Below are 26,735 nucleotides of genomic sequence, written 5' to 3'. Positions count from 1 at the left end.
AAATAAAAAGTTTATGATGTGTTTGTATTGCATAAGATTTATATAAAATTTTCAGTTAACGCTGTAATATCTAGAGATCTCTCCTTTTTCCTTCAAATTACTAGCAATTACTCAATATTTATTGTTTTCATCAACAAACAAGTATATGATATATTGTGTTACAAATTGTCAGTCGTGAAGGGATGAAGCGGGGAGTGGACAAGCAAGCGTTAGGCGCCATTCAAAAAGCACAGGATCATTATATTGAAAAAGCTGCGGAGAACATGAATGCCTTTGGTCTTTCTTCTACAGTGGGTAGAGTGCTTGGTATCATTCACATGAACCGTAAACCAATGACGCTGGAAGAGCTATCAGAGGCGACCGGCATGAGCAAAACGAGGATGAGTCAAGTCGTTCGAGAAATGCTCGATTTGAATATTGCGGAAAAGGTTTATGAAAAAGGAATACGTAAAGATCTTTATGAAGTTGAGCAAGATCAATACCAAACGTTTATTTCATTGTTTGCAGCCAATTGGTCCCGAGTTGTCAGCAAAAACCGTAAAGCACATAAGAAAACGTGCAAGGAATTGCAAGAGCTGCTTGAACAGGACGACTTACCTGAAGAAACAGAGGATAAAATCAATCTGCTTCTTTCAGAAATCAAGGAAAGTCTTGATTACTATGATTGGATTAGCCGCTTAATTGAATTCTTTGAAAGTGAAGAAGTATTTAAGCATGTGCCGAAACCTTAAAAAAAGCTGTTTTATTTTACATCATTGTAGAAAAAAAACAGCTTTTTTATATACACTTATGACATAAACATCGGAAACATCCCTTTTAAGCCTGCGCCGATCATCTCAACTGCCACTACAGCAAGAATTAATCCCATCAAACGCGTCACAACATTCATCTCTGTTTTCCCCATTTTCCGCATAATGAAACTGGAATAATGAAAGGCATAATACGTCATCGCAAGAACGATGACAATGCCGATTAGAATCGCAAACATGTGGAGCATCCCTTGACTTCCCGGGGTTAAACTCATTACTGTAGCGATTGTACCGGGCCCAGCGATGATCGGGATTGCCAGCGGCGTAACGGAGATATCTGCCTTCTCTTTGCTTTCTGCCTTTTCCTCCGAATGAGGATTTTGGACGTGTGATTCTTTTGCATTCAGCAAATTGTAAGCGATACCAAAAATAAAAATACCTCCGGCGATGCGGAGTGCATGAATATCGATCCCAAACAATTTGAATATGAGCCTGCCTGCCAATAGAAAGGCAATCAAAATAATGAAAGAGACCACGATGGCTTTTTTGGCTGTCTGAGCGCGTTCTTTCTCTGTATAGCCTTCTGTTAAGGTGATGAAAAGAGGCACGTTTCCAATGGGGTTTGATACAGCAAATAATGAGACCACAACATGAATCATAAAGGAAATCAACAGACACCCTCCTTTTTTCATAGTGTCTGCCAATCTGATGTGAATATTCCCTTTGATGTTAAAACCTGTTTATCTTTAACCGATGATAATAGAGGTTTAAAGAAAGGGGTTCACACTTGAAAAAACCATTACGATCATTCTTCTGTCTGTTGCGGTGTTAGGCGCAGCTGGCTGGATTGTTTGGCAGCAGCAGAGGAAAAACATCAGCAAGAAAGCAAAACGAACACTAAGCAGCTTTCGAAGTTAAAATCAGATCAAACGGATATGAAGCATGAAAACGATGATCAAAAAAAGCAAATAGCCACCGTCACAAAAAAGCTCAAAAAAGAAAGGCTATGAAAAAAAGGTCAAACAGCGTAAAGCGCTTGAGGTGAAAGTCGACCAGCTTCAAAAAGAGCTGGCAGCAGCAAAAACTGCTGCTCAAGCGAATAAGCAGACTGCACAGGGTACAAGAAAACCAACTGACAAAAAAGACCCGAATGTCACTCATCACCCTCCCTCTCAGGTGGGTACAGGACCAATATGATTGGGGCGTGAAACAAGGGTATATGAAAGAATAGAAAGGATGAAAAAATGTGATACAAATTCAGCCATTGTCTCGTGATCAATCTCTCCCTATGGATCTTTTACTATTAGCTGACCCTTCAAAGGAAAAGGTTCTCGTTTATGTGCAATCCGGCTCTTGTTATGCCGCCTTTCATGAAGAGGATGTGATTGGTGTTTATGTTCTATCATCGCTATCTCAGCATACAGTCGAAATCATGAATGTTGCTGTGAAGGAGTCATGGCAAGGAAAGGGAATTGGGAAACAGCTGATCCGTCATGCGATCGCTGAAGCGAAAGCCGCTGGTTTCCATAGGATTGAAATCGGCACAGGCAACTCGAGTATTCAGCAGCTCGCACTTTATCAAAAATGCGGCTTCCGCCTGACTTCGATCGATCGCGATTTCTTCCTTAAGCATTATGATGAACCGATTTATGAAAACGGGATTCAATGTATGGATATGGTACGGCTGTCTCTCACTTTTCAAGCAGACTGACTATTTGCTCAGCCTGCTTTTTTTATGCTCTTCGCTTTTTCACAGCTTGAATCACATATTGAATCAAAAAGTAAAGCACAGCGCCAGCTAAAAAGCAGACAACGCATCCAAAAAACGTCGCCTCTGAGCTGAATTGATACTCTTCAATTTTCATGATATAAAATGGCATGCCAAACAGAGTCGGACTTGATTCAATATGATTGACTTCTAGCAGCATTAAAAAGACAGGGGTCATAAACACAGCAAATATATACAGCATCGCAAGTGTTAAGCCGCTAGAAAACGAATGAAATACTTTGATCATCTTTTTCTCTCCTTCATCTCTTTTAAACTGGCTGTGATATTTTTCCCGTCTGGGCAAGCTGGATGCAGCATCACAGTGTTCAGTAAAGAAAAAAACAGCAGCTGATGACTCACCGGATGCTTCCACATCAAAAAAAGCACAATCGAGCAGAGCACCGGAAACAGTGGACCCGCAAGTGCTACCATCAGATTAAAGCTCGGCCGGGCAAATGTCTCATGGACGATCGCCACTTGCTTCCAATCAATCATCATCACAAAATCAAAAAGGGGTCTTTTTTCGAATTTGTTACACACCATGACCATCAGCATATGACCGAGTTCGTGAATTAGCACAACAGCTAGTAAACTAATGACAAGCCCCATCATCGCAATACAGGCCTTTTTAACATCGCAGCATATATACAACTGAAAAAGGCAAGTGAACCAAGCAGATAAGCGGTGGCGAGAAGAGACACATCATATGAAAGCCATTCTAATAAAAGCATATCGATAAAGCTGAATACAGCAATCATCAACACGATCACAAACAGCTTATTAAAATCACTGATCTTCACGACAAACCCTGTACAGGCCGCCATGGCGGTAATCAATAAAATGGACAAACTCGCCAATCCATGACCTTCACTTTCAATACCGATCACCAAATAGGCAAGCCCAATATACACAAAATATGTCAGCAGATTAATGGTGTAATAAAATAACATTCTCGACATTAAATAAGCGCCCTTTGAGGTATTTAACATAAAGATGGCCCTTTGATTGATATGATATTCCCTGCCAATCATCAGCGGAAGCATGATCAATATTTCCTTTAACGCAAACTGCACAATAAAGGCATACAGCCAGCCAGTTTCTGCCGGTGTAAAAACAAATGGCAGCCCCACCGTCAAACAAATGAGAAAGAGAAACAAAATGCCTTGCTCTTTAAAAACAGCTGATCGGCTGAAATAGACCAATTCCTGCCGCAGATGTGTCAGAAAGGAAGAGTGCGTTCTGATTTTCTGGTAGGAAAACGACTTCACCTCTGTTTTCAGCTGCAAAAACATCTGATGAACATAGCAAGCTGCTAAACCCTTCACCCATAGCCATCCAGCGCTTAGGATGATCACAAGTAACAACAGATAGACAGCCGGCCATACACGGATCATCTCCACCGCTTTTTGAAAAAGGAGAAATATTAGTACATGAAGCGCCCCAAAGCCGATCGTTTGAAGCAGCAAATGCTCTTTTGTTTTTGATACGAAATGGCTCACACCGATCCGCAGCAGCATCCAAGAAGCGAGCGTATACAGCGCCAATATGTAGCAAGTGATGCAAACAACGATGATCCAATACAGAGATGGGGTGACACCCGTGATCAAAAGACCTAATACAATCGGTAAAAAAAGCAGTCCAGCCATGAGGAAGCAAAAGAGCACTGGAAAGAAATACACGCAAAGGATAAATGGCACACTCTGAATCGCACTGTTTAAAAAGTAGAATTGATATTCTTGGCGCTTCAATTTATTGCGGGATAACACAATACCTGCCCCTAATAGTAAGAGCGACATTTTGACAAATTGGAGGTATAGCGCAGTAGGCTCGCTTTCACCTGCCTGCATGAAAAAGCGCAGGCTGATGACGACGTATATCGCATAGATCAGTAAGAGAAAAACGGCAGCTGCGAGAAGCTGTAAAGGATATTTTTTTCCAAGCTGTTTTCCTTTCGTTGTCAGCATGCCCCATTCTAGTTTATGAAGAACGTGTCGTGTCCAAATCATTGAGTAACCTCTCCACCTGCATATAGTAATCTCGATTCACTTCTTTATAAATCTCTTCAAGTGCCTGATGAGGAAATGTCTGAGTCGTTTCTTGGCGGGACATATTCAGCTTGACGTCACCATTTCTTAAGATCATGAGATGGTCATATAATGTATCACCAAAGCTCAAATGATGAGTTGATATAAGAATGCCAGCGCCTTGATCTCTCAGCTTCATGAGCACCTTTTTTAAGATGATCATCATATCTGGATCAAGTCCGTTTGTTGGCTCGTCGAACACATAATAATCACATGGTCTGAGGAGCTGCGAAATGATCTGTGTTTTCTTTTGATTGCCATGGGACAGCTGAGCGATTGGCTGATCCATATATGGACTCAGCTCAAACAAATCGGTGAATGTCTCTTCTCGTGTGACATCTTGCTCATTTGGCAGCTGAAGTAATTGAAAGTATTCCCTCGGTGTTAAATAATCGAACAACGCATGATCGTCAGGAATATAGGAAACATGTTTTTTCAAAAGGGAAATATGAGCTGAGGATTGAAGGTTCAGCTGTTCGCCATGTAAGGAAACGTACCCAGTAAATGGCGTCAGCCCAAACATGGCTTGGATCATCGTTGTCTTTCCTGCACCATTATGCCCTAAAAGAAGCATCGTCCGGCCTTTCTCCACGTTCATTTGAATATTGCGGAGAGAGAAGGTGCGGCTATACGTTTTTTCTTGTAATTGTAATGTCAGCATCATATCCCTCCGTTTGTTTCAGATGGAACAGATGACCTTGCATCTGTTCTCATCCCTGTTAGAACCCGCATTGGATTTTAACGTACATGCCTAATAATTTGAACTCTCCTAAAAATTTGGAGCCCTTTCCAAAGGTCTTACATGCCCAAATCAATGCTCCAAGTGAAATAATGCCCAATATAGCGGCAAGGACATAAATCCAAAATGCGTTTTTCTGTACATTCTTAGAAGTCAGAATTCGTTGCTTCCTTTCATCATATGCCGCCAATAGGTGAAGGACATACATATACACACCTACTGGAAAACGAAGGCTAAAAGGATTCAGCATCTCATCACCCCCTAATATATGTAAAATGATACCACCCCCTTACAGAAAGCATAAGTTCATTTCAGATCATATTTTTAGTCGATTTTTCATGATTTAGTGCTTATAAATGGAGGGGATTTTGACTTCTTCTCTAACTGAAGGAGGATTTTTTACAAAAATAGGATAAGTCAAATGAATTAGCTATCGGATTTCGCTCAACAAAAAAAACGCTGCGTCCCGCTCTCATGAAAGAGCGGGACGCAGCGAGTAGCTGGCATTATTTATTCAAGTTATAGAATGTTGCAATGCCGTGATATTGTGCTGTTTCAGCCAATTGATCTTCGATGCGAAGTAATTGGTTGTATTTCGCAACACGGTCCGTACGAGACGGAGCACCTGTTTTGATTTGTCCAGCGTTTGTTGCAACAGCGATGTCTGCAATTGTGCTGTCTTCTGTTTCACCAGAGCGGTGAGAGATGACTGCTGTGTATCCTGCACGTTTTGCCATTTCGATTGCATCAAATGTTTCAGTTAATGTACCGATTTGGTTTACTTTGATCAGGATAGAGTTACCGACACCATTTTTAATACCTTCAGAAAGCTTCTTCGTGTTTGTAACGAATAAGTCATCTCCTACTAGCTGAACCTTGCTGCCAAGGCGTTCAGTTAATAGTTTGTGACCTTCCCAGTCGTTTTCATCAAGGCCGTCTTCGATAGAGATGATAGGGTATTTCGATACCATATCTTCATACCAGTCAACCATTTCAGCAGATGTTTTCACAACACCTTCGCCTGATAAATGATATTTACCGTCTTCTTTGTTGTAGAACTCAGAAGATGCAGCATCCATTGCAAGTTTCACTTCTTCACCTGGTTTGAAACCAGCTTTTTCAATCGCTTCTACGATTGTTTGAAGTGCTTCTTCGTTAGAACCAAGGTTTGGAGCGAATCCGCCTTCGTCACCTACAGCTGTGTTTAAGCCTTTTGCACTTAATACAGATTTCAGGCTATGGAAGATTTGTGCGCCCATGCGAAGTGCTTCACGGAAGTTCGGTGCACCTACAGGCATAATCATGAATTCTTGAATGTCTACGTTGTTATCCGCATGCTCTCCGCCGTTGACGATGTTCATCATTGGCACTGGAAGCGTTTTGGAGTTGAATCCACCAAGGTATTGGTAAAGTGGAATTTGTAAGAAATCAGCAGCCGCACGTGCTACAGCGATAGATACGCCAAGGATTGCGTTTGCGCCTAATTTCCCTTTGTTTTCTGTTCCATCAAGTTCGATTAACATTTTGTCAATCGCTACTTGTTCTGTTACATCAAAGCCTAAAAGTTCTGGTGCAATGATTTCATTTACGTTGTTTACAGCTGTCAGAACACCTTTTCCAAGGTAACGGTCTTTGTCTCCGTCACGTAGTTCTACTGCTTCATATTCACCAGTAGAAGCACCACTTGGTACTAATGCACGGCCAAAGCCGCCAGATTCTGTGTAAACTTCTACTTCAACTGTTGGGTTACCGCGAGAGTCTAATACTTCGCGTGCATATACGTCAACAATGTATGGCATCGTTATTTCTCTCCTTTTGAATCAATTTGTTATTTCTGAATCAATGATGTTCCTGTCATCTCTTTTGGTTTTTCAAGACCAAGTAAGTCTAAAAGCGTTGGAGATAGATCGGCTAGAATGCCGCCTTCTCTAAGCGTTGCATCTTTTTTCGTTACGATGACTGGAACAGGGTTTGTCGTATGTGCAGTATGCGGCTTTCCTTCTTCGGTAATCAGCACGTCTGCGTTACCGTGGTCTGCCGTGATGATGGCATGTCCGCCTTTTGCTAGGATTGCGTCGACAACAGCTCCTAAGCACTCATCTACTGCTTCAATGGCTTTGATTGTTGGCTCGAGCATACCTGAATGACCAACCATATCCGGGTTAGCAAAGTTCAGGATGATCGCATCATGCTTATCAGCATTGATGTCTGCAACAAGTGCATCCTTTACCTCGTAAGCGCTCATTTCTGGCTTGAGGTCATAGGTTGCCACATCTGGCGAATTGATCAAGATGCGGTCTTCACCAGGAAATTCTTCTTCACGCCCACCACTCATAAAGAACGTCACATGAGGATATTTCTCTGTTTCAGCAATCCGCAGCTGTTTCAATCCATTTTGAGAAAGCACTTCTCCTACTGTGTTATCCAAATTCACTGGTTTGAAGGCAACATAGCCATCAACCGTTTCACTGAAGTGTGTAAAGCAGACGAAGTGTAAATCCTTCGGATGTGCTTCCCCGCGGTCAAATGAGCGGAAATCTTCATTTGTGAAGGTGTTCGAAATTTGGATCGCACGGTCTGGACGGAAGTTATAGAAAATCACAGAGTCTCCGTCGTTTACTTTTGCAACTGGCTCACCATTTTCTCTCGTTATGACAGATGGAATAACGAATTCATCGTAGATTCCATTTTCATAGGAGTCATCAACGACATCATAAATGTTTTGATAACTTGGGCCTTCACCATACGCCATCGCGCGATATGCTTTCTCCACACGATCCCAGCGTTTGTCACGGTCCATTGAGTAATAGCGTCCAGAAAGTGTTGCCACTTCTCCGACACCGATTTCTTTGATTTGTTCTTCAAGCTGTTTTAAGTACACTTTGGCTGTCTTTTGACCAACATCACGTCCGTCTAAGAAGCCATGAATGTATACCTTTGTTAAGCCTTCTTTTTTCGCCAGCTTCAGCAGGGCAAAGAGATGCTGGATGTGGCTGTGCACACCGCCGTCTGACAAGAGACCGAATAAATGAAGGGCCTTGTCATTCTCTTTTGCATAAGTCATTGCCTCTAGGAACGTTTCGTTTTTCTCAAATTCCCCTTCACGAATGGCAACATTCACTCTTGTTAAGCTTTGATACACAATGCGTCCTGCACCGATGTTCAAATGCCCAACTTCAGAGTTCCCCATTTGACCTTGCGGGAGGCCTACTGCCTCACCTGAAGCCGTTAAGGTTTGATGCGGGAATTCATTCCAGTAGCGGTCGAAGTTCGGTTTCTTTGCTTGGGCAACAGCGTTACCGACTGTTTCGCCTCTTAAACCGAATCCATCTAAGATGATTAATGCAGCTGGTTTCTTACTCATATTGACCTTCCTCCAATAATTGAACGAAAGACTGAGGTTCTAAGCTTGCGCCGCCTACCAAAGCACCGTCAATATCGGATTCTGCCATATATTCTTTAATATTCGCCGGCTTCACGCTTCCGCCATATTGAATGCGAAGGCTGTCTGCCGCTTCTTGACCATATTCGCTTGCAACGATTTGACGGATATGCGCGCAAACGTCGTTTGCATCTTTCGCTGTAGAAGATTTCCCTGTACCGATCGCCCAGATTGGCTCATATGCAATGACAGATTCAGCGACTTGCTGAGTCGTTAAACCAGCTAGTGCTTTCTTCACTTGATCAGCGACAAGTTCATTTGTTTTGCCAGCTTCACGCTCTTCAAGCGTTTCACCTACGCAGATAATTGGAACGATGCCATGCTTGAATGCAGCATGTGCTTTTTTGTTCACTGTTTCATCTGTTTCAGCGAAGAATTCACGGCGCTCTGAATGACCGATCACTGAGTAGCCGATGCCAAGATCTTTTAGCGCAGCAGGGCTGATTTCACCAGTGAATGCACCATTTTCTTCAAAGTGCATGTTTTGTGCACCAATTTTAAGGTCTGTTCCGTTAGAAAGGCTGTTGAGCTTTTCAAGGAAAAGTGCTGGCGCACAGACAATTGCTTCCACTTTGTCAGGAGATGGAATGGATGACTTGACTTCTTCAACGAAGCTAACTGCTTCGCCAAGTGTTTTGTTCATTTTCCAGTTCCCAGCTATAATTGGTTTTCTCATGATTGACACTTCCTTATAGCAGTTTTGGTCTTATTTATCGTTTAATGCAGTAACACCTGGAAGCTCTTTGCCTTCCATAAATTCAAGTGAAGCGCCGCCGCCTGTAGAAATATGGCTCATCTGATCAGCAAGACCAAATTTCTCAACAGCTGCTGCTGAATCTCCACCGCCAATGACAGAATATGTATCTTTTGCTTCTGCCAGTGCTTCTGCGATTGCTTTTGTCCCTTTAGCGAATGCGTCGATTTCAAATACACCCATTGGTCCGTTCCAAACAACAAGTTTGCTGTTTTTAATAACATCAGCGTACTTCTCTCTTGTCTCTGTTCCAATATCAAGTGCTTCTAGATCACTTGGAATTTCAGAGATTGGCACAATGCTTGTATTCGCATCATTTGAAAAGTCGTCGGCTACCAGAACATCTGTTGGAATCAGGAAGTTCACGCCTTTTTCTTTTGCACGGTCCATAAAGGATTTCGCTAAATCGACTTTGTCTTCTTCTAATAAAGATTTTCCTACTTCGTGGCCTAGTGCTTTCACAAATGTGTAAGCAAGTCCGCCGCCGATGATGAGGTTGTCCACTTTATCAAGAAGACTTTCAATCACACCGATTTTATCCTTTACTTTTGCGCCACCAATAATCGCTGTAAATGGGCGATCAGGGTTTGAAATGGCTTTTCCTAGAACCTCAAGCTCTTTTTGCATGAGGAAGCCCGAAACAGCCGGAAGATATGCTGCAATACCAGCAGTGGATGCATGTGCACGGTGTGCAGCACCGAACGCATCATTGACATACACATCGGCTAAATCAGCAAATGCTTTTGATAGTTCAGGATCGTTCTTTTCTTCACCAGGATAGAAACGAACGTTTTCAAGCACTAGCACATCTCCTTCTTTTAAGTCAGAGATTTGCTTTTTCACGTTGTCACCGTAAGCTTCATCCGCTTTTTCCACTTCTTGTCCAAGAAGCTCTTGCAGACGTTTTGCTACAGGTGTCAGACGCAATTCTTCAGTAACTTGACCCTTCGGACGACCCAAATGACTAGCTAGCAGTACCTTTGCGCCTTGTCCTGTTAAATACTCAATCGTTGGTAATGCTGCGCGAATACGAGTATCATCCGTCACTTCTCCGTCTTTCATTGGAACGTTAAAATCTACGCGGCAGAACACAACTTTACCTTTTACGTCAATGTCTTTTACTGATTTCTTATTCATGCTCGTCAGGAGATCCTCCTTTATTCTGGTTTCCTTACGCATTGGACAAGTCTCTCTTTATCCTTTTCCCATTTTGCCCTCATCAAAACGAGAAATCGTGCAGAACGGATAAAAACAGAGAAAAAGGGAAAGGGATGCTTCCCCTTCCCTTGTCCGTCTTCATTATATCGTGTCTCTAGGAAAGAACCAAGTGAGTTCCTTCAGTGTGACAAATTAAAGACCTTGTTTTGCAATGTAAGCTGCAAGGTCAACAACGCGGTGAGAATATCCACTCTCGTTATCGTACCAAGAAATGACTTTCACCATGCTGCCTTCCATCACCATTGTAGAAAGAGCATCGATTGTTGAAGAGTTTGCATTACCATTGTAGTCACCAGATACTAATGGCTCTTCGCTGTAGCCAAGGATTCCATTAAGTTCTCCTTCAGCTGCTTCTTTAAGTGCTGCATTTACATCTTCAGCTGTTACATCTTGGTTTAATTCAGCCACAAGGTCAACTAAAGAAACGTTAGGTGTTGGAACACGCATAGCGCCACCGTTTAATTTACCTTTAAGTTCAGGCAATACAAGTGAAACAGCTTTCGCAGCACCTGTAGAAGTTGGGATGATGTTTTCCGCAGCTGCACGAGCACGACGGTAGTCTTTGTGCGGAAGATCAAGAATTTGTTGGTCATTTGTGTATGAGTGAACAGTTGTCATCATACCGCGTTTGATACCAAATTTATCGTTAAGTACTTTTGCAAATGGAGCTAAGCAGTTTGTTGTACAAGATGCATTAGAGATGACATCGTGGCTAGCTGCATCGTATTTGTCTTCGTTTACACCCATAACGATTGTAATATCTTCTTCGTTAGCAGGAGCAGAGATGATGACTTTTTTAGCGCCAGCTTCTAAGTGTTTTGCAGCGTCTGCACGTTTTGTGAAAAATCCAGTAGATTCAACAACGATTTCTACGCCTTGTTTACCCCAGCTTAATTTCGCAGGGTCACGCTCAGCTGATACTTCGATTGTTTTACCGTTCACTACTAAGTTTGTACCGTCTACAGAAACCTCTGCATCTAGTTTTCCGTGAACAGAGTCATATTGTAAAAGGTGTGCAAGCATGTTAGCGTCTGTTAGATCGTTAACCGCTACTACCTCAACTTCAGGATTGTTTAATGCTGCACGAAATACGTTACGTCCAATACGTCCAAATCCGTTAATACCGACTTTTACTGCCATGATGTTTCCTCCTTTTATAGGTCACAATGTTTTATATTGAGGGATCAATTGACTCCCTTAATAACTCTTTTGCGGCTCCTTCGTCTGTGACGAGAACCGTTCGGCGGGGTTTTTTGAAATAAGCTTCAATGGCCCCTGCCTTTGATGATCCACCTGCAACAGCAATGATGTGTGGAATGCTTTCTAAATCATCTAGCTGCATGCCGACGGAGTGCACTTTGTGGACGACCTCACCATCACGATTAAAGTAATAGCCAAAGGCCTCTGTCACTGCGTCATGCTCATCAATCTTTTTTAAATCTTCAGCTGGTGTATTTCGCCTCATCGCCATTGTTTTTGCTTCACCGATCCCATGAATAAGCATCGTGGATGATTTAATCGTGTGAAGCACTTCTTTGACTGACGGCTCTTCAATAATAGAAGAGTAAGCACCTTCTGACAGCTGCCCTGGAACAAACAGCAGTTTGTAAGTACCGGAAGCTTTTTCAGCCATGTGGGCACAAATGGTGTTTGCCTGATTTTTTACATTCTCCCCAAGACCGCCTCTTGCAGGGACAAACATCATGTCTCTGTTTTTGGCATCAGGAGTCATCATTTCGGCAACGGCTTCCATCGTCGTTCCGCCAGTGACGGCGACGATATTATTTCCAGTAAACCTTTTTTTCATACATTGGACAGCAGCTCTTCCCATTTCTTGCTTCACCCACGGGGATTCGTCACTGTCACCAGAAACGATGATGACTTCTTCTAGGCCTAACTTCCTCTTTAATGTATTTTCCAAAAAGGTTAAACCTAAAACGTCCTTCATCATTCCTTCAAGCATTTCAAGCAAAGCGTGGCCTTCATTCGTCAGCATCATGCCGCTCGTTTTGACATCCAGCAGGTTTTGTTCTTTTAGAAACTGAACTTCAGCTCTTAAGATGCGCTCACTGAGACCTAGGCTCGTCGCAAGGCTTCTGCGGCCGATTGGTTCAGCTAACCTGATGTATTGCAAAATGTCGTAGCGTTTTTGCATAACGATGAGAAGATCTGGCAATAATTTTTTTTGAGCTTCCAATAAACGATTCATGGCTAACGACCCTTTCTTTTCACGTTGGACTAAAAACGTCCCACTGTGACAAAAAACGTCCCGCCACAGCCAAAAAAAATCAATCCCTGCTTTCTTTAATTATTTTAACAGGATAATCTTGCATTTTCAACTCTTACAAACACATTTAGACAAAAAATAGACACATTTTCACCGATAACCTGCTTGTCATCAAGGTTCTTGCTATGATATTTCTTTTCAAAATATTTATTTTCTTCTATATTCAATGAATTCACCATTGAAAATGTGCATGCGTGTGAGATCCGCATGCACATTTTGTTGATATAGTTGGTCTTTTATGTTTTTGGGATGGTTCCTTCCTCTTCGGCGAAACGCTTTGCCTCTTCCTTCGGTTTGATTTTGAAATAATAAATGATGTAGCAGACAGCCATGAACGGAACGCCGCAATAAAGGCCAATCCGCTGATCCTCAATAAAGAATAGGCTGATGAGAACGATGCCAAATGTGATGAAGCCTGCCAATGGCACAAATGGATAGAGCGGTGTACGGAAGACGAGATCCTTTACATCTCCACCCGCTTTTATGAATTGTTTTCTAAAGAAATACTGAGACAAACAAATGGACATCCACACCACAACTAGAACCATTCCGGAAATCGAAATGAGCCACACATACACCGTTTTTGGTGCCACAACACTTGTGAGCAGGGATAAAGCGGATACACCCATTGTCACCAATAATGCATTGATCGGGATTTTACGCTTGGACAGCTTTTTCGTAAAGCCAGGTCCTTTCCCGTCCTTTGAAAGCGACCAAAGCATACGTGATGATGCATATAATCCAGAGTTTGCTACAGATAAGACAGCTGTGATGATAATAAAATTCATGATATCTGCAGCATATGGGATGCCGACCTTGTCCAGCACGACCACAAACGGACTGTCAACAGCGCCTGCTGTCTGCCATGGAAGAAGCGCGGCAAGAACCGCAATTGATAAAACGAAAAAGACCATCGTTCTCCAAATAATATTCCGTATCGATCGAGGCAATGTTTTTTCAGGGCTTTCACTCTCACCTGCTGCAATCCCTACAAGTTCTGTTCCTTGAAAGGAGAAATTGACCGTGACCATGGTTAATAAAATAGCAAAAACACCATTAGGAAATAGTCCGCCATGATCCGTCAAATGACGAAATAAAGGGGCTGGTTCTCCGCCTTTTAAATGAATCATTCCGAAAATTGCGCCAATTCCGATGATAATAAACAATAGGATGGCTGCAACCTTAATGGCTGAAAACCAAAATTCTGTTTCAGCGAAGCTGCGAGCCGAGATGGCATTCATGGCAAATAATATCACGCTAAATGCTAGGCACCAGAGCCAAACCGGGATATCTGGGAACCACCTTTGGAGCAATATGCCTGCTGACGTAAACTCCAGTCCAATCGTACACGCCCAGCTAAACCAATACAGCCAGCCGATCATAAAGCCTGTGGATGGGCCTATATATTTGGTTGCATACTCCTGAAAGGAACCGGCTGTCGGCATCGCCACTGCTAATTCTCCAAGACACAGCATGACCAAATACATTAACAGTCCGCCAATGATAAACGATAGAATGGCTCCGCCAGGTCCTGCCTGATGGATAATCAATCCTGATCCAAGGAAAAGGCCCGTACCGATGACGCCGCCTAAGGCAATCATAAAGAGATGTCTGCTTTTCATGGAACGCTCTAGTTCATTATGCTGTTCTTGCTTCAAATCCACTTCCCCACTTTCCTTCTTCTATTCATCATCCTTTGACAAAATTCGCTGTTCGTTGAAAAAGAAAGGGAGAAAGTGAAGGTTCCTCCCCCTTTGGCATTTAGGCTTGAAACAGTGCTTCAATATGACCAATTGCCCAGTCTAAATCTTCTTTTGAAATGGTCAGCGGCGGTGCAAAACGGATAACTGTCTCATGGGTTTCTTTACATAACAATCCTGCTTGCTTCAGCTTTTCACAATAAGGTCTAGCTGCCTCTGTCAGCTCCATTCCTATAAATAATCCGCGGCCGCGCACTTCCTTAATCACAGGGCTTTGAATGCGTGATAGTTTGTCTTTGAAGTATTCGCCAAGCTCCATGGAACGTGCTGCAAGCTTTTCGTCGATTAAAACATCCAGTGCAGCAAGCGACACCGCACACGCAAGAGGATTTCCTCCGAAGGTAGACCCATGAGAACCAGGGTTAAACACGCCTAATATATCGCGGTTTGCTACGACACACGAGATTGGAAAGACGCCGCCGCCTAAAGCTTTCCCGAGGATCAGCATATCTGGCTCAATGTCTTCCCAGTCACACGCAAACATCTTACCTGTTCGTGCTAACCCCACTTGAATTTCATCCGCAATGAACAGCACATGTTCTTTCTCACAAAGCGCCTTGGCATCTTTCAAGAAGCCTTCTGGCGGCATGACAATTCCCGCTTCTCCTTGAATCGGTTCTATGAGGAAAGCCGCTGTCTGTGGTGTGATAGCTTCACGTAACGCTTCAATATCTCCGTAAGGAATCAGTTTGATTCCGGGAAGCATTGGACCGAAGCCTCTTTGGTATTCTGCTTCAGAGGAAAGAGACACAGCCGTCATCGTTCTCCCATGGAAATTGCCAACACACGCAATGATTTCTGCACGATTCTCTTCGATTCCCTTAACATCATAGCCCCAGCGTCTTGCTGCTTTTACAGCGGTTTCTACAGCCTCAGCACCAGTATTCATTGGCAGTGCCATGTCTTTATTCGTCAGTTTGCAAATTTTTTCATACCAAGGACCAAGCTGATCATTATGAAAAGCTCTAGAGGTGAGTGTCACACGGTCTGCCTGTTTTTTGAGCGCTTCAATAATGCGGGGATGGCGATGTCCTTGGTTCACTGCGGAATACGCACTGAGCATATCCATATATCGATTGCCTTCAGGGTCTGTCACCCACACTCCCTCAGCCTCTGAAATCACAATTGGCAGCGGATGATAGTTTGCCGCTCCATATTGTTCTGTTTGTTGAATCAATTCATTTGTCTGTGTCATCATCTATTCCTCCTTCTGTAAGGTAGCTTCTTTCAATTGGGTTCATCTTCATCCATATGTTATGCAAGGATCGTGCCAACTTTCTGACCGCTTGATCATGAGGGTCTACCTCATTATTTGCGCAAAATTTCTTTGCGCATGCCAAATTTTTTAGAGGAAACCGCAAAATTTTTCATGTAAAATAGAGGTAACGTCAGGAGGTGGCACAAGTGAAAAAAGATCTGCATGCCGCAAAGCTTGAAAATGAGATTGATTTATATAAACAAATGCTCGATTTAATTGATGTCGGGGTTCATGCAATTGACGAGAATGGCCATACGGTTGTTTATAATAAAAAAATGATGGAGATTGAGTCTTTAAAACGCTCTGATGTTCTCCATAAAAATGTACTCGACTTCTTCACCTTTCAAGATGAGATGCACAGTACACTTGTCCAAGCGCTTCGTACCGGGAAACAAACCGTTCATGCCAAGCAGACGTATCATAATTACAACGGAAAAGAAATCACAACGATTAACCATACATACCCGCTCGTTCGAGACGGCCTCATTCAAGGGGCAGTTGAAATTTCAAATGATGTGACCAAGCTGGAACGGCTGATTCATCACAATATGAAGAAAAAAGGAAGCACACGCTTTACCTTTGATTCCATTATTGGACAAAGCCCTGCATTTTTAGAGGTGATTGAACATGCGAAACGAGCGACACGCACCTCTTCCTATGTGCTCATTGTTGGCGAAACAGGGACTGGGAAAGAACTGTTTGCTCAAAGCATTCATAACGGCAGCAGCCGGTCATCTGGACCATTTATTACCCAAAATTGTGCGGCACTGCCTGATAATCTGATTGAAAGTCTGCTCTTTGGTACACAAAAAGGGGCTTTTACGGGGGCAACTGATCAGCCTGGTTTATTTGAACAGGCGCAAGGAGGAACATTGCTTTTAGATGAGATCAACTCATTAAATCCTCCTCTTCAAGCAAAACTGCTGCGCGTCTTACAGGAGAAACGCGTGAGAAGGCTAGGCAGCACAAAAGAAATCGCTGTTGATGTAAGAGTCATTGCCAATATGAATGAGGACCCTGTGGATGCGATCGCAGGTGGACGCATGCGCAAGGATTTATTTTATCGGCTCGGTATTGTCACCTTATTTATCCCGCCGCTTTCTGAGCGAAAAGAGGACATTCCTACGTTTGTAAATCATTTTATTCAAAAATATAATGAGCTGTTTCAAATGAAGGTGAAGACGGCTGACGAAGAGGTACTTGCCCTTTTCCAAGCGTATCATTGGCCAGGCAATGTAAGAGAACTGGAGCATGTGATTGAGGCGGGGATGAATATGATGATGGATGAAGACGACTTAAGCATGCATCACCTTCCCTATCATTTTAGATTTAAGCACGGGGAAGGCCGTCCTAAGGCGCAATTGCAAACAAATTCTCTGCAGCAAACCGCCGCTGCTGACACCTTTGTCTATACAAGCCCAGAACATACGACTGATTTCCAAACCCAAATGGAGCGATTCGAAAAACAATACATCGTCCATTACTTAGAAAAAATGGACGATAATATTTCACAGACTGCAAAGTTATTGGGCATGAGCAGGCAAAGTCTGCAATATCGAATGAAAAAGCTACATATTTCTCGTCAATAATAGAGCTGTGCCATCATTCGGCACAGCTTATTGTGTATCTGACTGTTCTGCTGGTTCTTGCAGCACATCACCCAGCAGATTTTCTACATTTTTCAAATGCGTAAGCATCGCTTTCTCTGCTTCTTCTGGCTGCCTTGCCATGACGGCTTTGTAAATTTGTTCATGTTCTTCGTAAAGCTGCCGAATGGAGGCTTTCGTTGAGAATAATACGACTTTTCTCGTTTCCCGCATCGTTTCTACTAACAAGGTTGAGACTTGATTCATTAACACCTTTAATACATCATTCTTCGAGGCTTTGGCTAAGGCGAGATGGAAGGTGAGATCTGCCTCTTCACCAATTTCTTCATGTGCTTCTGCCAGCTTCATTTGTTCGAGTGCATCACGCAGCTGATGAAGGTCATCGTCCGTCCGAAGCAGCGCCGCCTTTTTAACAGCACCTGTTTCAATGATGGTTCTCACTTCAAGGAGCTGCCTGACATCATGCTGCTTCATTAAAAATGCAGGAGATAAAGAAAATGCGAGCTGTTCAGGATCGAACTGCTTCACATACGTGCCTTCCCCTTGCTTCATCTCTATTAATCCGATCGCTTTGAGAGCAGACAGCGCCTCTCTTACAGCGGAACGGCTGACTTGAAAGCTTTCTGAGAGCGCTTGAACCGAATCTAATTTTTCCCCCGGAAGAAGCTCACCTGTACGAATGAATTCGATTAATGCATCCGCAATTTCTTCATATATTTTTTTGGTTTTGATTTGTTTATATTTCAATTGGTCTCACCTCATCACTGTTGTCTATCCTTATCGGCTCATGCCCTATCTTATACTTTACCCCAAAATTTCCGTTCAGACGTCTCCCCGATTTAATTTCCAAAAAATCTTCTGTGTGCCTTGCTTTCAACAAAAAAGAAGCACCTGCCTTGTTTCTGGCAAGTACTTCTTTTCAATCATAGCGCTTCCGCAGTGTAGATGATGGAAGATTCATTTGTTCACGATATTTCGCAATGGTTCTGCGCGACACACGGATACCAAAGGTTTGCTGAAGCTGCGTCATCATTTGCTGATCTGAATACGGTTTTTTCTTATTTTCCGTTTGGATCAGCTCTGCGATGTGCGTCTTGACTGTGTAGCTGGACGCCTCTTCCAGCGAAGGTCCTTCTAGTTTTGCTTGGAAAAATTGTTTCATTTCCATGAGACCATAAGGGGTTTGCACCATTTTCCCTTTCACCGTTCGGCTGACTGTTGACTCATGCACTTGCAATATATCTGCGATCCGCTTCATCGTAAGCGGTTTCATTTTATGTTTCCCTGTAAGGAAAAAATCTGTCTGATGGAAGATAATCTCACGAACGACATGGGTCATCGTTTGTTTTCTTTGCTTCAGCGCTTGGACAAGCCAATTGTATTGCTGCTCTTTTTCCTTTAGATACACATATGCTTCATGCCGCTTCTGGTCTTGAATCATGGCGAAGTATCCTTCATTCATTTCAACGTCTGGAAAAGCGCGCTGATTCAGCTCAAATGTGATGTGGTCCTGCACGACAGTAATCGTCACATCTGGCTCTATATACACAGGGTCCTCTTCATATGAGAAATGTATGCCCGGTCTTGGTTCCAGCTGCGACACCTCATCTTGTACCGCTTGAAGTGTTTTCATTGAAACGCCTGTTTTCGCCGCGATTTCCTTCCAAGCCTTTCTTGCAAAGAGAAAGAAGTGCTCGTCGATGATCAGCTCGGCTTCATACCAGCGCTCCTTTTTTCTTCTCAGCTGAAGCAGAATGCATTCTTGTAATGATCTTGCGCCAATACCGGCAGGCTCTAGCGATTGAAGCTGATGAAGGACGGCTTCTACTTCTTCAGCTGACACCTCTAAGACAGCTGCCATTTCGTCAACCGAATCATTTAAATAGCCATTGGAATCAATGGACTCGATCATAAAGTGAAAGATCCTTTGATTCTTTTCACTTAGATTCAAATCAATAGCTTGTTTCTTTAAATACATTTGCAGGCTTTCTTTTTGATGCGTTCGATACGGCTCTGTCATTCGATCTTGAGATTTTTTATGATAAACTGGTTGATAGCTGTCCGTGTCTTTCCGCTCAATCAGAGGGTTCTCAAGCGCTAACTGGTCAAGATACTCGCCAAGCTCAGCGCTATTCAGCTGGAGCAGCGTAATGGCCTGCCTGAGTTCTTGTGTGAGCACCTGCTTTAATACTTGTTCTTGTTGCAGATTAAGGCTCATTGTCTCCCCTCCCTCTCATCATTTTACATGAAGATTGACGGACCGTATATACGAAATAGGAGTGATTTCCATGTCTGAACTTTTTTCCGTTCCATACTTTGTTGACAACTTGAAACAGCACATCGCCATGAATCAAAATGAAGACAAGATTCATGCCATGAATGCCTATTACCGCTCAGTGGTGTCCACACTTGTACAAGACCAGCTGACCAAAAACGCTGTGGTCTTGAAGCGTATTCAGCATCTTGATGAAGCATATCAAAAAGTGAAAAAAGAAAGCGAATGAATGAACGAAAAAGAGCACCCTTTGTCATGATGGCAAAGGGTGTTTTTCATTTGCGAAAAGCTGCTGATCCAGCCTTGATTTGTACATCATCAAAAACCCAGACCGTCCGACAGTATAGATGATAAAGGCAAACCATAATCCGTGATTGTGCCAAATAGGCGTGACCGCTGCTTGAACAACGATAAACAAGATCATCGCAAACAGCATCGAATTTCTGACAGGGGCAATTTCTGTCGCACCTGTAAATACGCCGTATATGACCAAACCGAAACAAGCGGCAAACGGATAGAGAACGAGCCAGTCTGCATAGCCTAATGTCACATCAAGAAGCCGGGGAAGATTTGTAAACAAGCTCAGGATCGGCTCTTTTAAGAGAAAATAAACCGACGCAATGACGCATGCCATGACAAGTGCCCACTGTCTCGAAAGAGTTAAAGTTCTTTCATAAAGGGTACGGTCATTTGCACCAACTGATCTGCCCACAAGGATGCTGGATGCATTGGCAAAACCATCGAACAAATAAGCCATGATGTAGTGAATTTGAAATAAGATGGCATTGGCCGCCAGCATCTCTGTTCCAAAAGAAGCACCTTTTGCTGTAAACATGTTAATCACCACTAGCAGACAAATCGTCCGAATAAACAAATCTTTATTCACATGAAACATTTTCTGAACTGCCTGTGTATCCATGATTTTCTTAAGAGAAGGCATCTGGAACCCGTTTTTTGAATGCTTCATGATGATCCATGCGCCTAGCACAAAGGCGGTTAATTCAGATATCAATGTCGCAGCCGCCACCCCTTTGACTGCAAACGAAAACACATGAACAAGCAGAAGGGCAAGGACCATATTCATGACATTGATCAAGATTTGTAAAGAGAGGGCTTCTTTCATTTTTGCCATTCCCATCAGCCACCCTAATATCACATAATTCATCAAGGTAAACGGGGCACCCCAAATACGAATATGAAAATAATCTGCTGCAAATTGCCGGACATCCGCAGCGGGAGAAATCACTAGAAAAGCAGATTGAATAATTGGCCATTGCAGGGCAATAAAACAAAGGCCGACAATGATGGCGATTAAAAAAGGTCTTAGAAAAGCAAGTACGCCCTGCTCCTCACTCTGCGCCCCGTTTGCCTGGGCGGCAAAAGCAGATGTACTCACCCGCAAAAAACCAAAGAGCCAATATAGTGTACTGAAAATGAGACTGCCAACCGCGACGCCTCCAATATAAGCGGGATTGGCGAGCTGACCGACAACTGCTGTATCAACAGCTCCAAGTAATGGAGTGGTCATCGTTGAGATGGTTAAAGGAATGGCCAAAGCTAAATACGCTCGATGGTTCACGATGCCACCTGCCTTTCATGAAAAATAGCCTCTTCTAAAAGAGGCGTTGATGAAATGAAGATTTACCGAACCGGTCTGCCAATTGTTCGGGACAAAGGATGGTCTGCGAGCATTGCATCTCTCATTTTCTGCACCGCTGTCTCTTCTGATGAAAAGAAATCATCCTTTGATTGAAATTGAGCAACAAGTTCACCTTGATCCAATATCGCCAATTGATCACTTACATGATAGGCTGCCGTCATATCATGTGTAATAAATAAGTAAGCGACACCCAGTTCCTTCTTTAATTCTACTAATAAATCTAAAATGACAGCCTGTGTAACCATGTCTAAGCTGCTGACGGATTCATCCAGTACGACGAGCTTTGGCTGCAGCAATAAGGCTCTTGCGATGTTGATCCTTTGCAGCTGGCCGCCGCTGAATTGATGCGGATATTTAGACAAGTCCTTTTCACTGAGCCCGACTCTTTCCAGCCAGTGAATCAACACGTTTTTGCGTTCTTGTCGGCTCATAGCTTCATAGTTTTCAAGCGGCTCGGATAAAATTTGTTCGACTGTCCACCTTGGATTCACCGCCGAATATGAATCTTGAAACACCGCTTGCACATGCCGGCGATAATGTTTGCGTGTTCGCTGATCTGCACAATATATATCCTGCCCTTCAAAAAGGACCTGACCGGCTCTTGGTTTCTCTAGACCAAGTATGATGCGGCCTAGTGTACTTTTCCCTGCGCCGCTTTGCCCCAGCAATCCGAGGCATGTGCCTTCTTCAATGATTAAATTGACGCCGCTTAAGACTTGGTCTGCGCCTTTTTTTCTCATCAGAAAAGACCGGCTGTTGTATGAATGACTAACTGCTTTCACTTCTAATAAATTCAAGGGCCTTCTCACCTCAAATCGGGCAAACAGCTGGGATGGATGGACGAGCTGCTAATAGTTTCTTTGTATAATCATGCTTGGGGTTTTCAAAAAGCTCAAGCACTTCTGCCTTTTCAACCATTTCTCCTTGTCTCATGACGACAACCTGATCTGCCATTTCTGCAATGACGCCAAGATCGTGAGTAATGAGCAAAATGGCAGTTCCATACTCATGACGAATTTGGTTTAGGTGCTCAAGCACCAGCTTCTGCGTGTGTACATCTAAAGCAGTTGTTGGTTCATCTGCTATGAGAAGAGGCGGGTGCATGCAGGCAGCCATGGCAATCATGACACGCTGCAGCATACCGCCGCTTAGTTCAAAGGGATACTTGTTTAACAGCTTATCTGGCTGCGGCAGATTCATCTGCGCTAACGCATCCATTGCCTTCGCTTGTGCCTGCCTTTTACTGACAGCGGTATGCCGGCGGATGGTTTCAATCAGCTGATGACCGATCGACCATACTGGTGTAAAGCTGTTCATTGGATTTTGCATAATATATGAGATGTCTTTGCCCCGAATAGAGCGCATATCCTTTTCACTCATACCGATCAATTCTCGTCCTTGTAATGTGATGCTGCCAGTGACTTCCGTTGTTTTCCGGTCAAGCATATGTAAGATCGACATACTTGTCACCGTTTTCCCGCAGCCGCTCTCACCTATTAATCCAACGATTTGACCACGCCCTACTTCAAACGATACGTCCTGAATAAGAGAGGTTGTCCCATGAGGCGTTTTCGTCTGCACATGCAGGTTCTCTATTTGTAAAATGGACTCTTGCACATCGATCATTCCTTTACACACGGCGTTTGATACCATATTTCTCTGAGAGGGCCTCTCCTAGTAAATTAAAGAGGACCACGACAGCCATAATCACAAGACCTGGGTACAGCATCAACTGAGGATTCGTTTGAATGTACGACTTCCCTTCATGGATCATTGCTCCCCATTCAGGCATAGGAGGCTGAACGCCTAATCCGAGAAAGGACATCGCAGAAATGTCCATAATCGCCCAGCCCATTTCGAGTGTACCTATGACCGCGAGCGGCGGCAGGACATTTGGAATCATATGCTTTCTCATGATGTTCCAGTGGGACGTCCCGCTGATTTTTGCGGCAGCAATAAAGTTCTGTTCTTTTAAACTCAGCACCATTCCTCGAAAGACGCGAGCATAGTATACCCATTGTACCAGCATCAAGGCAAGCACTACTTGAGAAAGTCCAGGACCGAAGATGCCGACTAATCCAAGAATCAGCACCAGGTTCGGGAATGCCATGATCCCGTCACAGATTCTCATCAAGACGTGATCGATCCAGCCGCCTTTATAACCTGACAACAAACCAACGATTAACCCAATCAATAAAGAAGAGAGAAAGATTAATAACGCACAGCCTAGTGAAACACGTGCACCATATAAAATTCGAGATAAATTGCATCGGCCTAATTGATCTGTCCCAAGAGGATACTCCCACGAAGACCCCTTTAGCTTCATCGCTAGATTGACAGCCGCCGGATCATGTGGAGCGATCCACGGTGCACATACTGTCACAATCAGCAATAGACCAAGGAGCACCACACAGATCGAGATCATCTTTTGATGAGAGAAGAGATATTTTCCTTTTGTCATCATGGGTGGCGGCCTTCCTTTCTGGAAATACGGGGGTCAATGATCAGCTGGAGCAAGTCCACAATCAAGCTGCTCAAGATAAAGATACATGCTGCCATGAGGACATAGAATTGAATGACCGGCAGATCCCGGTTAAAGATCGCTTCAATAAAGAAGCGCCCAAACCCCGGCCATGAAAAAACCGCCTCTACGATAATGGTTCCTGTCAGCAGCTTGCCAAGATTCACCCCAAGCCCTGTCAGCATTGGCGATATCGCGATTCTCAATACATGCTTGAACATGATCGACCGTTCCTTTAATCCTCTGATTCTCGCATATTGAACAAAAGGCTCTTGAAGCGCCTCACTCACACTTGATCGTAATAGCCTTGTATACGTAGCAATTAAAGGGACGGCCAGTGTGATCGACGGCAGGATGAGATGCTCCCATGTTCCGACCCCTTCAACTGGTAAAAGATCGAGCTTCACTGAAAAAAAGAAGATGAGCAAATACCCCAAGACAAACGTCGGGATAGATGCTCCTAAAAAAGAAATAAGCCGGCTCATATGATCAACGACGCCATTTTTCCTCATGCCGCTGAAAAAGCCGAGCGGAATGCTGACACAAATAGCTATCAGCAGACTAGTCAGCGCCAATTGAATCGTCGCTGGTATTCTATAGATCACCTCATTGAGCACAGGCTGGTTCGACATATACGACTGGCCAAAATCAAGGTGAATGACTTTTTCAATGGTGTGAAGATACTGCATATAAAACGGTTGGTCTAAACCAAATTCACTTCGTTTTTGCGCTAAAATTTCATCCGTAGGCTGGATATGAGCCGCTGCTAAATATGCCTCAGCCGGGTCAACTGGTGAAAGGTGAATCATACCAGTCGTAAAAAGTGTGGCTAATAAAAATACAGGGATGATTGATAGCATGCGTTTGACGATATAGCGGCCCATTTCCTTACCTTCCTTCTATTACTTCAGCTTAATGCCTGTGAATGGATGTTCATCGCGATTTGCTGGGAACTCAAAGTCCTTCACATTTTTTTGATAAACGGCTGTCTTTTTAAAATAAGAGATTGGCACAATCGCCCCTTGATCCTGTAATGAAGATAACACAGACGAATAAAGTGCTTTTCGTTTGTTTTCATTGGTTGTTGATGGAATTTCGCTCATTTCTTTGATCAGCTTGTCCTTATTTGGATAGGCTGAGATGGCTTCTTTGAATCCAAAACCATCTGATGAGACGACGTTCATAAATGTATGCGGATCATAAGGCGCTCCGTAGTTGCTAAAGAAGTTCATATCAAATTTGTTGGCTTTAAAGCGCTGCACCTGTGTTGCCAGCTCCACACCTTCAAGTTTGACGCCAACGCCAATGGCTCCCCATTCTGCTTGAAGCGTCTCAGCCATCGCTTTTTGAATCGATTCTGCTGAGTCATACATCATACTAAATTCAAGCGCTTTTCCATCTTTTTCACGAACGGTTTTTCCTTTTGGAAGTGTCCAGCCTGCTTCATCCAGCAATGCTTTCGCTTTGTCTACATCATACTGGAAAGACTTCACCTTAATATCAGATGTGTAAGGCATGTTGGTCGGCAATATGTGATCTGCTTCATCCTCTAAGCCAGAGGTGACACCTTCTACCATTGATTTCTTATTAATAGCATATTGAAGGGCATGACGCACTTTCTCATCTGACAGCTGATCCACTTTTGTGTTCATGACAAGCTGTCTCGTTGCTACAGGCTCTGACATTTTTGTTTCATACTTGCCGCTCGCCTCTAGCTGTTTGTAGGCATCAAGGCTAATGGTTCCTTCTCCGTAAAGGACATCTACATCGCCTTTTTCAAATGCCATGACTCTCGTTTCCGCATCTGGGATCACCTTGACTTTAATTTCTTTAACCTTTGGTTTTTCTCCCCAATAATGATCATTTCGTTCGAAAATGGCATAGTCATCTTTTTGGTATGTTTTTAATACCCAAGGGCCTGTCCCCACTGGTTTTTCAATTCCTTTTGACGTATCTCCGTTTTTAGGGAAGCCTGCTTCGCCTAAGAAACGAACCGGGCGGACAACTGCTAATTCTTGAACAGTTGGATAATATGGCTCTGTTAATGTGAGTTTAAACGTTTTCTTGTCTACTGCTTCTGTCTTTTTGATTTTTTTTATAACACCTAACCAGCTATGTATATCCTTGTTTTTTAAGATGGAATCAAAGTTCTTTTTCACAATGTTAGCATTAAACTCAGATCCATCTGAGAACGTCACATTGTCTCTTAAATGAAAAGTATACACCTTGCCATCCTTTGAAACATCCCATGATTTCGCTAATTCAGGTTTTAGCTTTCCATTCTTTTGATAGCTGACCAATGGCTCATAAATCATTGATTGTGCAAACAATTGCGATGGGTTGTATACGTGCGGATTCATTTCGCCAATATCTCTCGGCCAAGCCATCGTGATCATGTCAGGATGATCCTTGTTTCCTTCTGCTCCATTGTTTGCTTGAGAGCAGCCTACTAATAAAAAGATTAGCAGGAAAGGTAATACTGTATTTATTTTAATTTTCGGAAAAAATTTACTCCAAATAGACATAAGATGTTCCTCCTAATTGACGCTGATAATCATTTTCATTTTAAGGAGGAAGGACCCCTTTGTCAATATCATATTTAAAACGAATTGA

The 26,735-nt window shown here is 43.2% G+C and carries 27 protein-coding genes; 5 read left to right on the top strand and 22 right to left on the bottom strand.

The features are described 5' to 3' along the window. Nucleotides 1–194 precede the first annotated feature (194 nt). A complete protein-coding gene (locus tag C6348_RS14225) occupies nucleotides 195–731 on the top strand; it encodes a GbsR/MarR family transcriptional regulator (RefSeq protein WP_034660700.1) in 537 nt (178 codons plus the stop codon). Between the two features lie 56 nt (nucleotides 732–787). On the opposite strand, the gene C6348_RS14220 is transcribed toward C6348_RS14225, so the two are convergent. Beyond that, on the bottom strand, nucleotides 788–1,420 hold the full coding sequence (locus C6348_RS14220) for a MarC family protein (RefSeq protein WP_106043571.1): 633 nt from the start codon (nucleotides 1,418–1,420) through the stop codon (nucleotides 788–790). A 180-nt stretch (nucleotides 1,421–1,600) separates the two neighbouring features. Here C6348_RS14220 and C6348_RS19085 point away from each other — a divergent pair, with 180 nt between their 5' ends. After that, nucleotides 1,601–1,759 (top strand): hypothetical protein, encoded by a 159-nt coding sequence (locus C6348_RS19085; protein ID WP_223251577.1) that lies wholly within the window; start codon nucleotides 1,601–1,603, stop codon nucleotides 1,757–1,759. A 236-nt stretch (nucleotides 1,760–1,995) separates the two neighbouring features. Next, a complete protein-coding gene (locus C6348_RS14210) occupies nucleotides 1,996–2,460 on the top strand; it encodes a GNAT family N-acetyltransferase (protein ID WP_106043570.1) in 465 nt (154 codons plus the stop codon). Nucleotides 2,461–2,482: 22 nt separating this feature from the next. Here the strand turns inward: C6348_RS14210 and C6348_RS14205 are convergent, their stop codons facing one another. The 13 genes from C6348_RS14205 to C6348_RS14145 form a co-directional block, all read right to left on the bottom strand. Further along, nucleotides 2,483–2,764, bottom strand: coding sequence for a hypothetical protein (locus tag C6348_RS14205; protein WP_106043569.1), 282 nt, complete (start codon nucleotides 2,762–2,764; stop codon nucleotides 2,483–2,485). Next, nucleotides 2,761–3,129 (bottom strand): zinc metalloprotease, encoded by a 369-nt coding sequence (locus C6348_RS14200; protein ID WP_106043568.1) that lies wholly within the window; start codon nucleotides 3,127–3,129, stop codon nucleotides 2,761–2,763. Before C6348_RS14200 ends, C6348_RS14205 begins: the two co-directional genes overlap by 4 nt. Continuing rightward, a complete protein-coding gene (locus tag C6348_RS14195) occupies nucleotides 3,126–4,523 on the bottom strand; it encodes a hypothetical protein (protein WP_106043567.1) in 1,398 nt (465 codons plus the stop codon). The genes C6348_RS14200 and C6348_RS14195 overlap by 4 nt, the downstream gene beginning before the upstream one ends. After that, the gene (locus tag C6348_RS14190; protein WP_034660021.1) at nucleotides 4,495–5,262 is read right to left on the bottom strand and encodes an ATP-binding cassette domain-containing protein; all 768 of its coding nucleotides are present in this window, start codon (nucleotides 5,260–5,262) and stop codon (nucleotides 4,495–4,497) included. The genes C6348_RS14195 and C6348_RS14190 overlap by 29 nt, the downstream gene beginning before the upstream one ends. A gap of 58 nt (nucleotides 5,263–5,320) precedes the next feature. Then, on the bottom strand, nucleotides 5,321–5,590 hold the full coding sequence (locus tag C6348_RS14185) for a hypothetical protein (RefSeq protein WP_034660022.1): 270 nt from the start codon (nucleotides 5,588–5,590) through the stop codon (nucleotides 5,321–5,323). Between the two features lie 256 nt (nucleotides 5,591–5,846). Further along, nucleotides 5,847–7,139 carry a phosphopyruvate hydratase gene (eno, locus tag C6348_RS14180; protein WP_003212752.1) on the bottom strand — a complete coding sequence of 431 codons (1,293 nt, stop codon included), beginning with the start codon at nucleotides 7,137–7,139 and terminating at the stop codon, nucleotides 5,847–5,849. A gap of 29 nt (nucleotides 7,140–7,168) precedes the next feature. Then, the gene (gene gpmI, locus C6348_RS14175) at nucleotides 7,169–8,704 is read right to left on the bottom strand and encodes a 2,3-bisphosphoglycerate-independent phosphoglycerate mutase (RefSeq protein ID WP_106043566.1); all 1,536 of its coding nucleotides are present in this window, start codon (nucleotides 8,702–8,704) and stop codon (nucleotides 7,169–7,171) included. Beyond that, complete coding sequence (tpiA, locus tag C6348_RS14170; RefSeq protein WP_106043565.1) at nucleotides 8,697–9,458, bottom strand: triose-phosphate isomerase; 762 nt, start codon at nucleotides 9,456–9,458, stop codon at nucleotides 8,697–8,699. Before tpiA ends, gpmI begins: the two co-directional genes overlap by 8 nt. Before the next feature lie 30 nt (nucleotides 9,459–9,488). After that, nucleotides 9,489–10,673: a phosphoglycerate kinase gene (locus C6348_RS14165; protein ID WP_106043564.1), complete on the bottom strand. Its 1,185-nt coding sequence runs from the start codon at nucleotides 10,671–10,673 to the stop codon at nucleotides 9,489–9,491. Between the two features lie 213 nt (nucleotides 10,674–10,886). Further along, on the bottom strand, nucleotides 10,887–11,894 hold the full coding sequence (gap, locus tag C6348_RS14160) for a type I glyceraldehyde-3-phosphate dehydrogenase (RefSeq protein ID WP_012011304.1): 1,008 nt from the start codon (nucleotides 11,892–11,894) through the stop codon (nucleotides 10,887–10,889). A 31-nt stretch (nucleotides 11,895–11,925) separates the two neighbouring features. After that, nucleotides 11,926–12,963: a sugar-binding transcriptional regulator gene (locus C6348_RS14155; RefSeq protein WP_034660026.1), complete on the bottom strand. Its 1,038-nt coding sequence runs from the start codon at nucleotides 12,961–12,963 to the stop codon at nucleotides 11,926–11,928. A gap of 314 nt (nucleotides 12,964–13,277) precedes the next feature. Further along, on the bottom strand, nucleotides 13,278–14,663 hold the full coding sequence (locus C6348_RS14150; RefSeq protein WP_223251584.1) for an amino acid permease: 1,386 nt from the start codon (nucleotides 14,661–14,663) through the stop codon (nucleotides 13,278–13,280). Nucleotides 14,664–14,802: 139 nt separating this feature from the next. Further along, complete coding sequence (locus tag C6348_RS14145) at nucleotides 14,803–15,996, bottom strand: ornithine--oxo-acid transaminase (protein WP_066030356.1); 1,194 nt, start codon at nucleotides 15,994–15,996, stop codon at nucleotides 14,803–14,805. A 209-nt stretch (nucleotides 15,997–16,205) separates the two neighbouring features. On the opposite strand from C6348_RS14145, the gene C6348_RS14140 reads away from it, so the two are divergent. Further along, a complete protein-coding gene (locus tag C6348_RS14140; protein ID WP_106043563.1) occupies nucleotides 16,206–17,648 on the top strand; it encodes a sigma-54 interaction domain-containing protein in 1,443 nt (480 codons plus the stop codon). 27 nt (nucleotides 17,649–17,675) lie between these two features. Here C6348_RS14140 and C6348_RS14135 read toward each other — a convergent pair whose 3' ends face one another. Continuing rightward, nucleotides 17,676–18,413, bottom strand: coding sequence for a FadR/GntR family transcriptional regulator (locus tag C6348_RS14135; protein ID WP_034660028.1), 738 nt, complete (start codon nucleotides 18,411–18,413; stop codon nucleotides 17,676–17,678). Nucleotides 18,414–18,585: 172 nt separating this feature from the next. After that, the gene (rpoN, locus tag C6348_RS14130; RefSeq protein WP_106043562.1) at nucleotides 18,586–19,884 is read right to left on the bottom strand and encodes an RNA polymerase factor sigma-54; all 1,299 of its coding nucleotides are present in this window, start codon (nucleotides 19,882–19,884) and stop codon (nucleotides 18,586–18,588) included. A gap of 70 nt (nucleotides 19,885–19,954) precedes the next feature. Here rpoN and yvfG point away from each other — a divergent pair, with 70 nt between their 5' ends. Beyond that, nucleotides 19,955–20,170, top strand: coding sequence for a protein YvfG (gene yvfG, locus C6348_RS14125; protein ID WP_003213121.1), 216 nt, complete (start codon nucleotides 19,955–19,957; stop codon nucleotides 20,168–20,170). A 24-nt stretch (nucleotides 20,171–20,194) separates the two neighbouring features. On the opposite strand, the gene C6348_RS14120 is transcribed toward yvfG, so the two are convergent. The 6 genes from C6348_RS14120 to nikA form a co-directional block, all read right to left on the bottom strand. Then, complete coding sequence (locus C6348_RS14120) at nucleotides 20,195–21,520, bottom strand: MATE family efflux transporter (RefSeq protein ID WP_106043561.1); 1,326 nt, start codon at nucleotides 21,518–21,520, stop codon at nucleotides 20,195–20,197. A 62-nt stretch (nucleotides 21,521–21,582) separates the two neighbouring features. After that, nucleotides 21,583–22,398, bottom strand: a complete 816-nt coding sequence (gene nikE / locus C6348_RS14115; protein WP_106043560.1) for a nickel import ATP-binding protein NikE — start codon at nucleotides 22,396–22,398, stop codon at nucleotides 21,583–21,585. A 13-nt stretch (nucleotides 22,399–22,411) separates the two neighbouring features. Next, on the bottom strand, nucleotides 22,412–23,227 hold the full coding sequence (locus C6348_RS14110; RefSeq protein ID WP_170938419.1) for an ABC transporter ATP-binding protein: 816 nt from the start codon (nucleotides 23,225–23,227) through the stop codon (nucleotides 22,412–22,414). Between the two features lie 4 nt (nucleotides 23,228–23,231). After that, nucleotides 23,232–24,065 carry a nickel ABC transporter permease subunit NikC gene (gene nikC / locus C6348_RS14105; RefSeq protein WP_034660032.1) on the bottom strand — a complete coding sequence of 278 codons (834 nt, stop codon included), beginning with the start codon at nucleotides 24,063–24,065 and terminating at the stop codon, nucleotides 23,232–23,234. Continuing rightward, nucleotides 24,062–25,006 (bottom strand): nickel ABC transporter permease subunit NikB, encoded by a 945-nt coding sequence (nikB, locus tag C6348_RS14100; RefSeq protein WP_095285770.1) that lies wholly within the window; start codon nucleotides 25,004–25,006, stop codon nucleotides 24,062–24,064. The genes nikC and nikB overlap by 4 nt, the downstream gene beginning before the upstream one ends. Before the next feature lie 18 nt (nucleotides 25,007–25,024). Further along, on the bottom strand, nucleotides 25,025–26,647 hold the full coding sequence (nikA, locus tag C6348_RS14095; protein WP_060597333.1) for a nickel ABC transporter substrate-binding protein: 1,623 nt from the start codon (nucleotides 26,645–26,647) through the stop codon (nucleotides 25,025–25,027). Between the last annotated feature and the right edge of the window lie 88 nt (nucleotides 26,648–26,735).

The organism is Bacillus sp. YBWC18 (assembly GCF_002998775.1).
Lineage (GTDB): Bacteria > Bacillota > Bacilli > Bacillales > Bacillaceae > Bacillus.
This window is presented reverse-complemented; position numbering and strand designations above follow the sequence as displayed.

What these genes read in the sequence shown, in the direction of transcription:
- C6348_RS14185 (WP_034660022.1), bottom strand. Translation starts at nt 5,590, where the DNA reads ATGCTGAATCCTTTTAGCCTTCGTTTTCCAGTAGGTGTGTATATGTAT.
- gap (WP_012011304.1), bottom strand. Translation starts at nt 11,894, where the DNA reads ATGGCAGTAAAAGTCGGTATTAACGGATTTGGACGTATTGGACGTAAC.
- C6348_RS14195 (WP_106043567.1), bottom strand. Translation starts at nt 4,523, where the DNA reads ATGATTTGGACACGACACGTTCTTCATAAACTAGAATGGGGCATGCTG.
- gpmI (WP_106043566.1), bottom strand. Translation starts at nt 8,704, where the DNA reads ATGAGTAAGAAACCAGCTGCATTAATCATCTTAGATGGATTCGGTTTA.
- C6348_RS14110 (WP_170938419.1), bottom strand. Translation starts at nt 23,227, where the DNA reads ATGATCGATGTGCAAGAGTCCATTTTACAAATAGAGAACCTGCATGTG.
- tpiA (WP_106043565.1), bottom strand. Translation starts at nt 9,458, where the DNA reads ATGAGAAAACCAATTATAGCTGGGAACTGGAAAATGAACAAAACACTT.
- nikB (WP_095285770.1), bottom strand. Translation starts at nt 25,006, where the DNA reads ATGGGCCGCTATATCGTCAAACGCATGCTATCAATCATCCCTGTATTT.
- C6348_RS14155 (WP_034660026.1), bottom strand. Translation starts at nt 12,963, where the DNA reads ATGAATCGTTTATTGGAAGCTCAAAAAAAATTATTGCCAGATCTTCTC.
- C6348_RS14205 (WP_106043569.1), bottom strand. Translation starts at nt 2,764, where the DNA reads ATGATCAAAGTATTTCATTCGTTTTCTAGCGGCTTAACACTTGCGATG.
- C6348_RS14200 (WP_106043568.1), bottom strand. Translation starts at nt 3,129, where the DNA reads ATGATGGGGCTTGTCATTAGTTTACTAGCTGTTGTGCTAATTCACGAA.
- nikC (WP_034660032.1), bottom strand. Translation starts at nt 24,065, where the DNA reads ATGATGACAAAAGGAAAATATCTCTTCTCTCATCAAAAGATGATCTCG.
- C6348_RS14165 (WP_106043564.1), bottom strand. Translation starts at nt 10,673, where the DNA reads ATGAATAAGAAATCAGTAAAAGACATTGACGTAAAAGGTAAAGTTGTG.
- rpoN (WP_106043562.1), bottom strand. Translation starts at nt 19,884, where the DNA reads ATGAGCCTTAATCTGCAACAAGAACAAGTATTAAAGCAGGTGCTCACA.
- nikA (WP_060597333.1), bottom strand. Translation starts at nt 26,647, where the DNA reads ATGTCTATTTGGAGTAAATTTTTTCCGAAAATTAAAATAAATACAGTA.
- C6348_RS14150 (WP_223251584.1), bottom strand. Translation starts at nt 14,663, where the DNA reads ATGAAAAGCAGACATCTCTTTATGATTGCCTTAGGCGGCGTCATCGGT.
- C6348_RS14190 (WP_034660021.1), bottom strand. Translation starts at nt 5,262, where the DNA reads ATGCTGACATTACAATTACAAGAAAAAACGTATAGCCGCACCTTCTCT.
- yvfG (WP_003213121.1), top strand. Translation starts at nt 19,955, where the DNA reads ATGTCTGAACTTTTTTCCGTTCCATACTTTGTTGACAACTTGAAACAG.
- eno (WP_003212752.1), bottom strand. Translation starts at nt 7,139, where the DNA reads ATGCCATACATTGTTGACGTATATGCACGCGAAGTATTAGACTCTCGC.
- C6348_RS14145 (WP_066030356.1), bottom strand. Translation starts at nt 15,996, where the DNA reads ATGACACAGACAAATGAATTGATTCAACAAACAGAACAATATGGAGCG.